At 41.7% G+C, this 14,466-nt stretch carries 15 protein-coding genes; 5 read left to right on the forward strand and 10 right to left on the reverse strand.

Annotation, left to right across the window (positions count from 1 at the left end):
• Nucleotides 1-388: 388 nt before the first annotated feature.
• Together D0463_RS10460 and D0463_RS10465 are read right to left on the reverse strand one after the other, a co-directional pair.
• Complete coding sequence (locus D0463_RS10460) at nucleotides 389-1,492, reverse strand: ABC transporter ATP-binding protein (protein ID WP_117307351.1); 1,104 nt, start codon at nucleotides 1,490-1,492, stop codon at nucleotides 389-391.
• Between the two features lie 160 nt (nucleotides 1,493-1,652).
• Nucleotides 1,653-2,567, reverse strand: coding sequence for a PucR family transcriptional regulator (locus D0463_RS10465; protein WP_117307352.1), 915 nt, complete (start codon nucleotides 2,565-2,567; stop codon nucleotides 1,653-1,655).
• Between the two features lie 109 nt (nucleotides 2,568-2,676).
• Here D0463_RS10465 and D0463_RS10470 point away from each other — a divergent pair, with 109 nt between their 5' ends.
• Nucleotides 2,677-3,468 carry a lipid II flippase Amj family protein gene (locus D0463_RS10470; protein ID WP_117307353.1) on the forward strand — a complete coding sequence of 264 codons (792 nt, stop codon included), beginning with the start codon at nucleotides 2,677-2,679 and terminating at the stop codon, nucleotides 3,466-3,468.
• A gap of 36 nt (nucleotides 3,469-3,504) precedes the next feature.
• On the opposite strand, the gene D0463_RS10475 is transcribed toward D0463_RS10470, so the two are convergent.
• From D0463_RS10475 to D0463_RS10500, 6 genes are all read right to left on the reverse strand, one after another.
• Nucleotides 3,505-3,690 carry a hypothetical protein gene (locus D0463_RS10475; protein WP_117307354.1) on the reverse strand — a complete coding sequence of 62 codons (186 nt, stop codon included), beginning with the start codon at nucleotides 3,688-3,690 and terminating at the stop codon, nucleotides 3,505-3,507.
• Nucleotides 3,691-3,754: 64 nt separating this feature from the next.
• A complete protein-coding gene (locus D0463_RS10480) occupies nucleotides 3,755-3,964 on the reverse strand; it encodes a YheE family protein (RefSeq protein WP_117307355.1) in 210 nt (69 codons plus the stop codon).
• Nucleotides 3,965-4,038: 74 nt separating this feature from the next.
• Nucleotides 4,039-5,235 carry a YheC/YheD family endospore coat-associated protein gene (locus D0463_RS10485; RefSeq protein WP_117307356.1) on the reverse strand — a complete coding sequence of 399 codons (1,197 nt, stop codon included), beginning with the start codon at nucleotides 5,233-5,235 and terminating at the stop codon, nucleotides 4,039-4,041.
• The gene (locus D0463_RS10490) at nucleotides 5,232-6,524 is read right to left on the reverse strand and encodes a YheC/YheD family endospore coat-associated protein (protein ID WP_254052767.1); all 1,293 of its coding nucleotides are present in this window, start codon (nucleotides 6,522-6,524) and stop codon (nucleotides 5,232-5,234) included. Before D0463_RS10490 ends, D0463_RS10485 begins: the two co-directional genes overlap by 4 nt.
• A gap of 74 nt (nucleotides 6,525-6,598) precedes the next feature.
• Nucleotides 6,599-7,672, reverse strand: coding sequence for a YheC/YheD family endospore coat-associated protein (locus D0463_RS10495; RefSeq protein ID WP_117307358.1), 1,074 nt, complete (start codon nucleotides 7,670-7,672; stop codon nucleotides 6,599-6,601).
• A gap of 35 nt (nucleotides 7,673-7,707) precedes the next feature.
• Entirely contained in the window at nucleotides 7,708-9,063 is a 1,356-nt protein-coding gene (locus D0463_RS10500; RefSeq protein ID WP_160118406.1) for a YheC/YheD family endospore coat-associated protein, read from the reverse strand.
• 195 nt (nucleotides 9,064-9,258) lie between these two features.
• Here D0463_RS10500 and D0463_RS10505 point away from each other — a divergent pair, with 195 nt between their 5' ends.
• The 3 genes from D0463_RS10505 (at nucleotide 9,259) to D0463_RS10515 (ending at nucleotide 11,020) form a co-directional block, all read left to right on the forward strand.
• Nucleotides 9,259-9,615 carry a YlbF/YmcA family competence regulator gene (locus D0463_RS10505; RefSeq protein ID WP_117307360.1) on the forward strand — a complete coding sequence of 119 codons (357 nt, stop codon included), beginning with the start codon at nucleotides 9,259-9,261 and terminating at the stop codon, nucleotides 9,613-9,615.
• 178 nt (nucleotides 9,616-9,793) lie between these two features.
• Complete coding sequence (locus tag D0463_RS10510; RefSeq protein ID WP_117307361.1) at nucleotides 9,794-10,660, forward strand: Cof-type HAD-IIB family hydrolase; 867 nt, start codon at nucleotides 9,794-9,796, stop codon at nucleotides 10,658-10,660.
• 111 nt (nucleotides 10,661-10,771) lie between these two features.
• Nucleotides 10,772-11,020: a transcriptional regulator SplA domain-containing protein gene (locus D0463_RS10515; RefSeq protein ID WP_117307362.1), complete on the forward strand. Its 249-nt coding sequence runs from the start codon at nucleotides 10,772-10,774 to the stop codon at nucleotides 11,018-11,020.
• A 32-nt stretch (nucleotides 11,021-11,052) separates the two neighbouring features.
• Here the strand turns inward: D0463_RS10515 and D0463_RS10520 are convergent, their stop codons facing one another.
• Nucleotides 11,053-11,514, reverse strand: coding sequence for a DinB family protein (locus tag D0463_RS10520; protein WP_117307363.1), 462 nt, complete (start codon nucleotides 11,512-11,514; stop codon nucleotides 11,053-11,055).
• 135 nt (nucleotides 11,515-11,649) lie between these two features.
• Here D0463_RS10520 and D0463_RS10525 point away from each other — a divergent pair, with 135 nt between their 5' ends.
• On the forward strand, nucleotides 11,650-13,164 hold the full coding sequence (locus tag D0463_RS10525; RefSeq protein WP_117307364.1) for a coproporphyrinogen III oxidase: 1,515 nt from the start codon (nucleotides 11,650-11,652) through the stop codon (nucleotides 13,162-13,164).
• A 179-nt stretch (nucleotides 13,165-13,343) separates the two neighbouring features.
• On the opposite strand, the gene D0463_RS10530 is transcribed toward D0463_RS10525, so the two are convergent.
• Entirely contained in the window at nucleotides 13,344-14,210 is an 867-nt protein-coding gene (locus D0463_RS10530) for a dimethylarginine dimethylaminohydrolase family protein (RefSeq protein ID WP_117307365.1), read from the reverse strand.
• Between the last annotated feature and the right edge of the window lie 256 nt (nucleotides 14,211-14,466).

Below are 14,466 nucleotides of genomic sequence, written 5' to 3' on the forward strand. Positions count from 1 at the left end.
AGAAAAAAATCTGATGTAAAAACAGCTAACTTAAACTTATGCTCGAAATCTAAGATATATGCCCGAAGTATGAGATATATGCCCGATATTTGAGATATATGCTCGATATTCGAAATATATGCTCGAAACAGAAAATATGCTCGAAATCTAAGATATATGCCCGAAGTATGAGATATATATGCCCGATATTTGAGATATATGCTCGATATTCGAAATATATGCCCGAAACAGTAAATATGCTCGAAATCTAAGATATATGCCCGAAGTATGAGATATATGTCCGATATTTGAGATATATGCTCGATATCAAAAATATATGCCCGAAACTGATTTCGCAACCAAATTTCATCAAAAAAGGCAACAGTCCACGACTGTTGCCTTCCCCAAATTATACCGGTCGGATTCTGAATTCTGTCTCTTTGTCAAAGAAGTGAGCTTTATTCATATCAATGGCGAGTTGAAGTGTTTCGCCTGGTTTTACGGATCCGCGTGCGTCAACGCGGGCGATGAATTCTTGTCCGCCTATGGAAGAGTAGAGCATGAATTCGGCGCCCATCAGCTCAGCTACTTCGATATGGGCATTAATCAGGGTATTGGAAGAAGATTCAAGGAATACCGGTTCATCATGAAAATCTTCCGGACGGATTCCAAGAATCACTTCTTTTTCTACATATCCCTGATCACGAAGTACTTTCATTTTTCCTTCGGGAACGGCAATGGATTGTTCGCCAATTTTAACTGTGCCATTCTCGAGTGTACCATTTAGGAAATTCATCGCAGGCGAACCGATAAAGCCGCCGACGAAAACATTTTCAGGCTTTTCATATACATCCTTAGGCGCACCGACTTGCTGAATGATGCCGTCCTTCATGACAACTAGACGGGTAGCCATTGTCATTGCTTCAGTCTGGTCATGTGTAACATAGACGGTTGTTGTGTCTAGACGCTTATGGAGCTTGGCGATTTCAGCACGCATTTGCACACGCAGTTTAGCATCAAGGTTTGATAAAGGCTCATCCATTAAGAATACTTTTGCGTCACGGACGATTGCGCGGCCTAATGCGACACGCTGGCGCTGACCGCCGGAAAGAGCCTTTGGCTTACGGTCAAGATATGTTTCAAGGCCAAGGATTTTAGCTGCGTCGTGGACACGGCGTTTGATTTCGTCTTTCGGCATTTTTCTAAGCTTCAATCCAAATGCCATGTTGTCATAAACCGACATATGCGGATAAAGGGCATAGTTTTGGAATACCATCGCGATGTCGCGATCTTTCGGTGGGACATCATTCACACGCTTGCCATCAATGTAGAAATCTCCCTGAGAAATCTCTTCAAGTCCAGCAATCATCCGCAAAGTAGTCGATTTTCCGCAACCGGAAGGACCTACGAAAACGATAAACTCTTTATCTTCAATTTTAAGATTAAAATCTTCAACTGCGGTTACTTTGTTATCGTATGTTTTATAGATATGGTCTAATACTAGTTCTGCCATTTATGAACCCTCCATCCATTATCCTTATGAAAATAGTGTATAGGATGAGTCCAATGAAAGGTATGTACACGCTGCACAAAAATGAAAGAGCTTTATTGTGCAGCGTGCTGCACGTTACTTGGCAGATAGACTTTTCTAGCCGCATAAGGGAGAAAAACGCCTAATCCCGCCCCAGCGAATTGTCTTTATTTAGCAGGATGATCAGGTAGGCCGTCAGGGCATGGTTGAAGGTACGTATGTCCAGCCCGGTTTTTTCTATAAACTTATCAATCCGGTATTGCAGGCTGTTTCGGTGGATATATAATTGTTTGGCAGCCAGGCTTGCGTTGGAGTTGCACTCAATATACATCTTTACTGAAGTGATTAACTCCTCATCCTGCTTGGTGTCCTGGAGCAATTGCCGGATAAACCAATCTGTTTCGTTTTCTTTGATTCCGGCTAGGACTGCATAGGGAAATACTGCTGGCAGATTGGTTGCCTTCATATCGGGTAGATACTGCTTGGCTGTCATAAAAAGCTTGTGTTCCATCCGTAAATGGCTAGGCAGCTCTTTATCTACAGGATGAAGAGCGCCAACGTAAGCTCTTATTTTTACGTAAAAGTCGCTTTCAAGCATATTAAGAGCGGCTGAAAAATCGCTTCCATCCTCATTTGGATTACGTTCACCCTCAATTAGAATCCCTGTTAAATCGCTTTGCCAAATAATAAGCGCCCCATCAGTCATAAATGCTAAAAGTGCTTCCTCAAAATCCGCATGGGAAAAATCATGGACCGAAATCGTAAAATGGGTATATGTAACGCGATTCCAGCTAGTGAGCGGAATTACATCGGTGTTTTTATATAAAAAATCATGCCATTGTTTTTTTTGTATCGTCGTATTCCGATTAAAAGCATCATCTTGACTCAGTGGAAAAAGAAGCTGAAGCAAGCCGGTTTCTTCAGTGGAAATGTCTGATTTTGGTATGCCAAGCTTGTTCCCGTTTTCATCCTGAAACCATACGTAGTTAGCGGGTTGGCTACATGAACGGTCACTATCAATGGCCCGGGGAAATTTCAATTTTAAATTTTTTAGCATCGTCGTTCCCCCTTACTAATAATTTTGCCCATCTTGTAAAGATCATCATCTATACTGTAACATTCCATTTAAGAGGTTAAAAGTCATAGAGTTGGAAAGGAGTGAGAAGATGGATACCTTATTAGTCCAACTGATTGTTTTAACCGCCGTTATTCATATCGTCGACACGCTTTCCTATTCAGTGAGGCTGAATTCCGTGAAAAGCGGTAAATTTGCGTTGTCGCTTTCGTTATTCAATATCTTTGTACTGTTATCCCGGACGGCGAATATGTTGCAGGCGCCCTTAATCGGTAGTCTGGTCGGACTGCATATAGCGAGGAATGAGGATCCGATCACGGAAATCAGGTGGGTGCTGCTCGCCGCCACGGCCGGTACTTTACTTGGCATTCTTCTCATCCCTACTTTTCTAAAAATTTTTGCTGCGGCCGTCAATAAATTGGAGGTAAAGGGTTCGGTCCCTTCGATCGTTGTCGAAGCATTGAGTATCCATAATATAAAACGAATTGTAAAAAGTACAACAAAGCCAAAGAAAAATATGTTCTCAACATTACGATATAAAAGAATTCCGAAGCGCTTGCTGATATTGAATATGCTTATAACTGCGATTTATACCGTCGGGGTTCTCTCTGCAACCTATTCGTCATTTTTTGTGAGCCCGGAAAAACAGCTAGCTTCCGCCGCCTCTTCAGGCATGATAAACGGAGTTGCGACCATATTATTAACACTTTTAGTCGACCCGCAATCAGCCCTCATCACGGACCAGGCTCTTAGAGGGAAACGGCCGTATGGGGATGTTAAGGCACTGGTCGTCATGCTCATCGCTTCCAAATTGGTGGGTACGATACTGGGCCAGGCGCTCATTTACCCGGCCGCCAGAATCATTGCGGCATTTTATCAATAAAAGAAAAGTCCTGAGCAAATTGACTCAGGACCTTGCTTATACAATTTGGGGAGGCGCTTCGTCCGTTAATTTGTGTACTTCCTCGATGTTTTGACTGCCATTTTCAGTTTGGTAGACATTGCCTCCAGCCATTCCCTCATTGATCATCCGGTCGACATCTAAGTAAACGGAATCTTTGCCTTCGTATAGACGGTCCTTTAGAAACTTGTCTTTTTCCTTCATAAAGAATCACCCTCCTTGCATTTATTGTAAACAAAGAGGATGTGTTTTCATTCAAGCATTTATCTTATTCATATACGTGAAACAGCATCAGTTCATGAATCATACTTTTCACGCTCGCTTCGTCCTCTGATGGAGGCTGTGCCCCGGTCCACTCGATTTCCCCGTTTTTATGGTAGATGCCCTGAAAGGACTGTTGTTTAAAATAAAACGATATCCGCCATCCGGGCAGGTTTTTATCTTTGAATAATGGTTTCCATTGAAAGTGTGTGATCACGTTAAAACCCCCATTTCTCTCTATACATACAGTATAAAGGAAATGGAGCGTCTCATGTAAATGAAAAATATTAATCAGACTGGGGAGTTTAAAGCCAGTTCGATAAATAGGTTTTTCAATTTGCTTCTTCTTTGTATCTCAATTTCTTCTTCATCAAATTGCATCGGCTTGGAGTTGACTTCAAATAAATAAAGCATGCCGGATTCATCTTCGCCAAGATCGATGGAAAACTCGCCGAAAAAGCCAAAAGCATCCCTTAAAACCTTTCCACACCTTTCAGCAATTTTCATTAATCGCTCATCTAATTCATCGGTTCGCACTTTTTCATACGGATAAAGCATGCCGCCTTTTGGAATATGTGTGGTAATTTCCTGGGTTTGCGACATTCTGACTGCTTTGCCACTCAATTGATAGCTTCCGTTTTCATAGTGTACAAGAATCCGATAATCATAACGATGACCATCTATTTTCTTAGGACTGATCGCTTTTTGGATAATGTAAGTGTTGGAACTGAATTTTTTTGATTCTTGTTCCCAAAAGTGGCAAAAGCTTTTGAATTGTTTCTGTTTGTTTGGAGTTAATACTTCCAACATTTCATCCTGTTTGAGTGTAAGGATGGAGATGCCGCTTCCGCGATTGCCGGTGACCGGCTTCACATAGATGGTTCGATGCGTTTTTAGAAATGAATATAGAGCAGTACTCGAAGAAAACAATGTCGTTTCTGGCAATAGCTTTTTTAATAAATCATCCTCTTTAAACAACTCGAATATTTCATATTTATGGAGGAACCGTGGATTGAAGAGAGGGATGTTATATCGCTTCAGTATATTCTTCGTCTGGCGGAATTCCCGGGAGACTTCATGGCTCCGGAAGGGAATCCGGTTGTACACGACGTCAGGGGCCGGTACTGAAACCTTTATCCATTGTGTAAGCTCTGACGAAAAGATAAATCCATAAAATTCCTCATTCCTTACATCCTCCGGGGTAAATACATAGGAAAAGATTCCATGCTTTGCAAGGTATAGATGCAGATCCTGAAACAGCGGGAGATTTCCGCCAATGCCGAAATCGTTTTTATCGGCACGGCTTGTAAGAATGCCGACAGCTATTCCTTTTGATTTCCCGAATGTTCTAATAGAAAAAGAGTGCCCCGTTTCTGATTGGAGTTCTTTATGGTAGTTAATTTCAGCCCGGTTGCCTCCAATGTATAGCTGTTGTTTTTTTGATCTGTGATACCAACTCTTAGATGGGCTGTGATAATAAATCTTCATTCGTTTTCTCCGCCTGAGCTAAGAATGGATTGCTCCGTCAAGAAAGCGGCATATTCCAAGCAAAGCTGCCTGGTCAGTATTTCAAACTCCCTCAGCTTTGGGTGTGAAAAGATAGACCTTCCCGGCTTTGAATTGGCTTCGAACATCCATACACGCCCTTGTTTATCGACTCCCAAATCAAAGCCTATCTCGGCGATAACCCCATCCATCGTTTTTTCGATACTATTACTTAAGGTCAGTGCAGCCGCGGAAAGTTTCTGTTGCATAAGTAACGCAAGATTTTTATCTTCGAAAAGCTCATCCAGCGTTTTAATAGCTCCGCCGCTTTTTACGTGGGTTGTCACGCTTCCTTTGCCGGCGATTTTCGCGGCAATGGCTGTTACCTGCCACTCGCCATTATGATTTTTGTTTGTATGGACTCTGAAATCGATCGGTCGATTATTCGTTCTTATAAGTGGAATTCCTTGTTGGATAATCAGATTGTGAAGCTTCTTCTTTCTGAAAATACGATGGAACATCGCTTCCAGGGAAGGGGATTTTTTGAGTTTATTTATCTTTTCTTCGTCCTTGTACCTGCAGTAATAAATATGTTCTTTTTTATCATAAAGAATCTGGTGGATCCCAAGCCCGAGACTGCCGTGAATCGGTTTGATATAAACCTGTCGGTACTTCGATAGCAACGTTTCAATGGCAGATAACGATTGAAAGGGGTATGTCTCAGGAAGGTAGGGAATCGCGTATTCGTCCTCAGTCAAACGCTCATGAATATCCCATTTATTAAAGAATCCTGGATTATACCATGGGATTTCGTATTCCTCCTGAAACTTTCGCTTCACTTCTTTGGGTCCCGAGCGGTTTTCGGTTTTCCGGTTCGGAAGCCGGTCATAGATAACGTTTGGGAAAGGGAAATCACGAACTTCCCAATGCTTTCCCCTGTAAACATATCCTCTGATTGTTTCTGACTCCCAATCTATTTGATGCTCACCGAATAGAAATGGAATGCAGCTTGTCGCTTTATTAAGTGATAACAGCCTTGAGAAAAAGCCAGACCGTTCACCGACTGGTTTGTGCAAAAAAGAGGTGATTCCCGAGGTGAATATCCCGACGAGCGGCCCGATGTGGATGCTGTCTTTATAGATAAACAGATGCAACGGGAGTTTGTTTTCATGGAATGACAGCGATTCGGCCAGCGATTTTGAAATAATGGCTGCTTGCTCGCTTGAAGGATTTTCTTTAACGGAGGCGCTGACTGAACGATGCCCATACCAAATTTTCTTTATATGCCCCAATGAACCAAGCTCAGATGGATAATAAAAACTATCTCCTTTTAGCTCGGCAATTTCGACACGATAGTTTTTTTCATTTATACACCTGCTTTCGACAACTCTTCCGCAAGGCAGCGGACATATAAAATCGGAGCCTTGTGTAGTTCCGGCATTTTTTCAGGATGCAGAAGTTCAATGATCTTTCTCCCGGGCTTTGAATTAATATCAAGTAGCCAGACGTTCCCTTTCTTATCGATCCCTAAGTCGACTCCAATTTCGAAGAGCCGATTAAACCTCGTTTCCAATTCCCGAGGCAATAAATTGACAATGTCTTGGATCGACTTGCTTATCTGAGGCTGAAGATCGGCCGGGAAAGCTTGTAATAGTTTTTCAAAAGGAAAAGCGCGCGCTCCGGCTGAAAGATTCGCAGTGATGCAATGCTTACGGCCTACCCTGACTCCCCGGCCACGTTCTATCCAATTGTTTTCGCTGTCTTTTTGCAGCAGGATGCGTATGTCGAATGGTTCGTCTTCATTGTTGAAAAGCTCAAGATATGGCTGGCTCACATAAGGGCATTCCTCAAGCAGGTATGTCAGCCACCTGTTTAAGATAGTCTTATTATCGAAAAAGCGGGCATAGCCTTCTTCCTTTTTCGTCATCCGGACGACCCATCCACCATCTTTGATTGAAAGGAGATAAATTCCAATCCCTCTGGAGCCGAACTCAGGCTTCAACATGATTTTGCCGTGATCGTTTAATTCCTTCCATATATCTGCTGTTTCATACACTTTCTTTAGGGGTGGATGAAAACGGCTTAGGCTTGCAATTTTCGATAAAAATTGATGTACTTCTGATTTCCCGGGAAGGCCGAAGCCTAGAAACATTGAATGATTTTGCAGCCAGTTAATCTTGTAACGGACTTTTTCGGATTGCCTGACCAACCCATGAAAACTTCGATCATAAATGAAATCTGGTATCGGAAACTGCGAGGCAGTCCATTTGTTGTTTTTATAATCGTATGCTTCGCCGGTGATGGTCTCTGATTGTGTGTTTACTTTATCCGGACAAAATATATAGATTGCAACATTTTCCTTATCCGCTGCGAGGGCAATTTCAGTGAAATAGGTTTCCTCACTGCGTAAGCGGGAAGCCATAATTCCTAATGAAAGCATAAAATTTCTCCTTTCCGGCCCATGTAGTTAGGACCTTAATGCATTCTCTCCCTGTATAGAGAGTCCATATATTCCACGATTGATTTCACAGAAGGCCGAAATTTTTCATAACTGCCTTGAAAAGCTTTTGATGGCTTGGAGTTTAATTCAATAATCCATGGATGCTTTTCTATATCAAGTGCAATATCGATTCCAAGCTCACCGAACAAGTCCGTTCGCTTCCTTGATAAACAAAAGGCTGTTCGCAAGGCTAGACTGCCAACTTCTTTATATAAACGCCTGGCTTCTCGTTCATCAAATAACGATCTTAAAAACTCCATGCCATTCTGCATTTCTCCACCACGGGATAGGTTGGACACGATATGCCCGGCATCACCGATTCTCGCGACAAGGGAAGTGATCTTCCACGACTTCTTTTGGTCCTTATTCAACAGTATTCGAAAATCCACTTTTTTATGGTCAAATTCCAATAAGGAGATTCCTTTTTGAACAATATATGATCGGTGTTTTATATTTATTTTTAGCACTCTGAATAGATCTTCAACGGTGGTGAATAAATAGGTATCTTTAATATCTAAGGAATGTTCTAATACCCAGCCTTCTAATGTGCTTGTAAGTTTGCATATATTTCTTCCCTGGCTTCCGAAAGAGGGTTTGACATATACAACACGATGTTTTTCAATAAAATCCGTAAATTCCTCTTCTATATCAAAGGGAATCGTATCTGGCAGAAAATGAAGCAGTTCTTCATTTTCAACGAGGATTTCATGGACTTCTTGCTTGGAAAGGAAGCCACCATTAAATATCGGAATTTCCTGTGCAGTGAGAGTGGAGAGATAGTTCTGGAAAGCAATCGATTTTTCTTTTGCCCTGGAATGGATTCTGTTATAGACAACATCGGGAACCGGTAGAGAACCGAATTCCCAGCGGCTGCCTGTATACCAAAAGCCTTGTATATAGCCTTCAACTTTTGCTGTCTGAAATGTATGAATATATAAAGGAAATCCTTTTTCCTCACAAAATGATCTCATTTCCTGTAAAAAAACTTCCAGTTTGCCAAAGGTTCCCGTTTCATTATCGAAGGGCTGGTCGGTCAATACAGATAAGAACGGAGCGATTCTTAGCTCGTTTTTTTCCTGATCAAAGGCCATTTGCACTGGAAATTGAAGGGCGGGCAGTGCGAGGTGATGAATAGTGTGTCTAGAAATTACAAGTGTTGGCTCGTTTGCAGGGATTGGCCGGACAACCAGTTGGACTTGATTGGTTCCCGCTATCAAAACGATCTGTTCATTTTTTTTAAGGTTCCATCTGTTCAGCAGCGATTGTTCTATTTGAACAATGGCATCCTGTCCCTCAGCATTTATCACTGCTTTGTCATACAATACTTTCATTGTCATTCCCCGTTTATAATCATATGGGCAGAAGCGGATAGGATATCTTATGTTTGATTGTAATGGAACGTGTCATGGGTCCAGCAGCATACAGTAAAAGAAGAAATTATCAGAAATCCGCTGTGCAAAGTGACATTCTCTATTTCGTTTTGTTATAGTGGAAAGGGAATTCGAAAAGAGTTTAGGAGGAATATGATGAGCGCAAATCTATACGATTCAGCATACGACATGGAAAGAGCAATTCGCGGCAGCAAAGAATATACAGAGTTGAAAAATCAATATGATCAAGTAAACGCCGATCCATCCGCGAGGAGCATGTTTGAAAACTTTCGGCAAATCCAAATGACGCTTCAGGAAAAGCAAATGACCGGGCAGGAAATCACACCGGAAGAAGTCGAACAGGCACAGAAAACGGTAGCCCTTGTGCAGCAGCACCCGACCATTTCTAAATTGATGGAAGCGGAGCAAAGATTGAGTATGGTGATTGCGGAGCTTAACAAAATCATCATGAAGCCGCTTGAAGAACTGTATGGCTTGCCAGAACAAGAATAATAAACATAAAAGGGACTTGGCAGATTGGGAAACCTAAACATTCGATCTGCATAAATGCAACTCACCTTAAAAGGCTCGCCAATCGGCGAGCCTTTTAATTATTAGAAGCTAAAGCTGTTCTACCGAAACTGAATGATTCATAAAGATGAAATAGAACAATCAGATGGGAGAGATCAGCATGGTATACCGGTTGCTTGCGATAAACATTAACGGAACTTTGCTTCAATCAAACGGCCGTTTGCATAAATCGACGAAAGAAGCGATCGAATATGTGCATCAAAAGGGTGTGCACGTCGCTCTTATTACTTCGAAAAGCTTTTATTCAGCAAAAAAGGTAGCCAAGGCTTTGAAAATAAAACCGATGATAGTTGCTCATCAAGGCGCCTTTGTTGGTTCGACGGTGGAGGAACCGATTTTCGTGAAAAGAATCTCGGAAAAGCTGACGATGGAGATTGTCCAGTTGCTGGAACAGATCAATTGCCAAATTCAGCTTACGCATGAAAAATATATACTTGGAAATAGAGTCAACCTTCCCGAAAATTTAATTGGCAAAGCAGTTATGTATATGAATGAACAAAACATCTATTCCCAGCATTATGTGGATTTACTAAGTGAAGAACTACTAAAACAACCGACAGCACCCCCGAAAATCGATGTTATCTTTAATAACCGTAAAGACAGAGAAGATATGTTCAAGTTGATCATTGACATGTTCCCTGAGGTCTACGCTTTGCGGAACCCGGAAAATGGACTTTCGATTGTTACAAAGGGCGTTTCCAAATGGAACGGCGTTCTTCATTTGGCTGATCATCTGAAACTGAAAAACAGTGAAATTGTGGCGATTGGTGATGGCTTGGATGATATGGAAATGATTAAGGAATGCGGACTTGGCGTAGCGATGGGCAATGCACCGTTTGAAGTAAAAAAAGCAGCTCAATGGGTAACCCGGACAAATGATGACAGTGGTGTCACCTATATGCTGAAGGAATTTTTCAGGAAGCAGCATCCGATCGAGTTTCTTGAAAAGATGAATATTCTAAAATGAGATTTTCTTATGCCTTTATCGGATAGGGGTATTTTATTTATGCGTTTCGATATCATAGATTAACCTTCTCTGCCACAAACTAATAGCATTAAAAGTGAAAGGGATGAAACGATGGGGTTAATTGATCCGAAAGATGTGAAAGCAGGGGACGAAGTATTTGTCATTTATAATAACCCGCATACACCAACGGTTTCCAATATCAGAGCGGCAGAGATCGTTCCGCATCCGAAGGATCCGGATGCCGTGGCCTTATTTTTAAATGAAACCTTCCATGTAATCGAAGATGATGATGCGTTCTTTTCATCGGAAGAAGCGGCTGAAGAGGCGATTCAGGAAATGTATCTGAATGAGGGAGAATGAAAAAAACAGGCGCGGGCCTGTTTTTTCATTGACTATTTTTTCTTACTGATCAGGCGATCCATCGCATGAATCTGTCCGAGGTGGTAGGCTTCATGATAAGCGGCCATGGTGCCGATTTCACCGTATGTCTTTGATCCTAGAAACGGCTCTTTTAATTCCTCCATAAAACTGTCAACGGGAATTTGCTTAAGTCGGGCCAACTGCTCGGTCAGTTGCTCTGTCAGCTGTCCGATGCCTGGCACTTCTCCCTGCCAGTCAGCCGGTTTCGTCCCGTAACCAAATAAGGCAAGATAATGTTCCGGAAGCTGATTTGATTTTTTAGGATAGCCGAACATAAATTGTTCGCTCGTTGTCAGTACATGCCCAATATGCCAGTGAATCGTGTTATTAAATCCTTCCGGCTGGATATCAATAAGCTCTGCATTCAACCCAGCAACTTCCTTCAGAAAATTATTCCTCGTCAATTCAAACTGTTTAATTAATAGTTCACTCATTTTTTATCCCCTTCCAATTGACTATTGATCGTTTTTCGTTTAACTTTGCAATCATAACATGAATTGATTTCTCTATAAATTTATAAAATCCTGTATGATGTTACAACTAAATTGAATAATAGATAGGTGATTATCTTGCGAATTGAAATAAAAGGGCTGGATGATGAGCGTTTCCACCGGCCGCTTCAAAATATAGCCAACTTGTTTTTCGAGGAATCTGAAGTCCTGCTTGCTGCAGATGATTCCGCAGAGCTACAGGTTACGTTCAACTGGCAAGCCTCTGATACAGTTTTGGCGAAAGCAGAGTTGTTCGAGAAAGAAACCGATAAGAGGTATCAAGCCAGCCATGAAATAGAAATCGTACCTGAAAGTACGGATAAAGAAGTATTTAAAGAGGTCAAAAGAGCCGTATCCTATGTTTTTGTGAATGTGCTGCAAGACATGACCGGCATCAAGCAAAAATGGGGTATTCTAACGGGCATCCGTCCGACTAAGCTGCTGCATCGAAAAATAAAGCAGGGTATTTCGCCAAAAATCGCCCATGAGCAATTGCAGGAAGACTATATGATTTCCGAAGAAAAAGTAGCCTTGATGGAAAAGATCGTTGAGCGCCAAATGGATGTAGTACCAGACTTGTATTCGTTAAAAAATGAAGTGAGTATTTATATCGGGATTCCGTTTTGCCCGACCAAGTGTGCATACTGTACGTTCCCGGCGTATGCAATCAATGGCAGGCAGGGTTCGGTTCAGTCGTTTCTTGGTGGTTTACATTTTGAAATTCGGGAGATTGGCAAATGGCTGAAGGAGAATAACATCAAAATCACAACAATCTATTACGGCGGTGGCACCCCGACGAGCATTACCGCTGAAGAAATGGATATGTTATATGAGGAAATGTATGCCTCTTTTCCTGATGTGGACAAGGTAAGAGAAATAACAGTTGAAGCGGGAAGGCCTGATACGATTACGCCTGAGAAGCTGGAAGTGCTGAAAAAGTGGAACATCGACCGCATCAGTGTAAATCCACAATCCTATATCCAGGAAACACTGAAGGCAATTGGACGGCATCATACCGTGGAAGAAACGATTGAAAAATTCCATCTTTCCCGCAGTATGGGGATGAATAATATTAATATGGATTTAATCATTGGCTTACCGGGTGAAGAACTGCCGGAATTCAAGACAACCTTGGATGAAACTAAAAAGCTGATGCCGGAATCACTCACGGTTCATACGCTCTCATTTAAACGTGCATCGGAAATGACGAGGAATAAGCAAAAATACAAGGTCGCTTCAAGAGAAGAAGCCGAGAAAATGATGAATGCGGCTGAAAATTGGACGGCAGAACATGGTTACACTCCTTATTATTTATACCGTCAGAAAAACATACTCGGTAACCTTGAAAACGTCGGTTACTCGATTCCAGGGCAGGAAAGCATTTATAACATCATGATCATGGAAGAGCAGCAGACAATAATCGGACTAGGCTGCGGAGCGGCAAGCAAATTTATCGATCCTGTAACCGAAAAAATCACACAGTTCGCCAATCCTAAAGATCCTAAATCTTATAACGATCATTTTGAGCATTATACCCATAAAAAGATTGAGATTCTTGAGGAATTGTTTAAGAAAGAAAACTTCCATGCCTGAGCATGGAAGTTTTCTTATGAGTATTTGAGTATATTAGCGGAAATTGAGATATCACCGGCAATCGGAATATATCAACGAAATTTGAGATATATCATCGAAAAAAGAGATATATCACCGAAACCGATAATATCATTGAAATCCAGAATATATCACCGAATTTTCTTTCCCAGGCTTTTTATCTATGAATGCGACGGCTCTCGTAAAATCGGCATTGTACAACAACGGAATGAGCCGCCAGATTTGATGATTTCGGTAATGTCGACTTCAATTACTTCATAACCTCGTTCACGCAGCTTCTTATTAACATCTTTATTCACCGGGAGGCTGAACACTTTTTTGTTCCCGATAGAAAGTACATTGGTGCCTAATGTAAACTGTTCTTCCTCAGTCACTTCAATCAAATTATACCGCTTTGAAAGGAAGTCTCTTTCCGCGGCACTGATCACCTCCGGAAATATCAAAGCGTCCTCCGGTGACAATATGTTAAATACACAATCCAAATGCAGATACTTCGCTTCGAAGGGAACCGGGATGACTTCATGATTGGGCATCAATGTTTGCAAATGCTTTATTGAGCCTTCGTGTGTCCTGTTGCTAATGCCTACAAAAATTGTATTCCGGTCAATCAAAACATCTCCGCCCTCAATATGGTCCTTAACGAGATTGTAGTAGGGCAGGTGATTATCCTCGAACCATTTTTTTAATACTTGTTCTTCTCCCTGACGTACATCACTTGCCATTTCTGCTACAAACGCAGTTTCTCCAAGAGTAAACCCGATATCGCGGGTGAAAACCTGCTCAGGATACTTACTGAGAGATGGTAGGAGAGTCACATCAATTCCATGCTGCTTAAGAGCGGAGACAAAATCTTCATGCTGCCTCATCGCCGTTTCAATATGGATTCCTTCATCCTGAAAATGTTTTTGGGTATCATTAATCACCTCTCGAATTGTCATATATTGAGGCTCGCAAAGGATCACGCGTTTTAATTCATCATATTCGCTATTGCAATAAGTTTGGGTTGTTTTTTCTTGAGATAAAGACATGTTTTCCTCCTGAGTAATAAATATAACTTTACTATTTCCCTATTTGTAAAAGAAAAAACTTCCTACTAAGATTGAGTTGTAGAAAGGGCCGAATTTACATAAATATATTCCTCTAAAATATGGCTCTGTTAAACGATAATGTTATTTTTGGGAAGGGAATCTGCGAGACTCCGGAAAAACGGGCTGGCAAGAGCCCGCAGCGAGGTACGAGTGAGGAGGCTTGCCAGTTCGTCCGCGGAAAGCGAGTAGATTCCAT

Source organism: Bacillus sp. V59.32b (assembly GCF_003429085.1).
Classification (GTDB): domain Bacteria; phylum Bacillota; class Bacilli; order Bacillales; family DSM-1321; genus Peribacillus.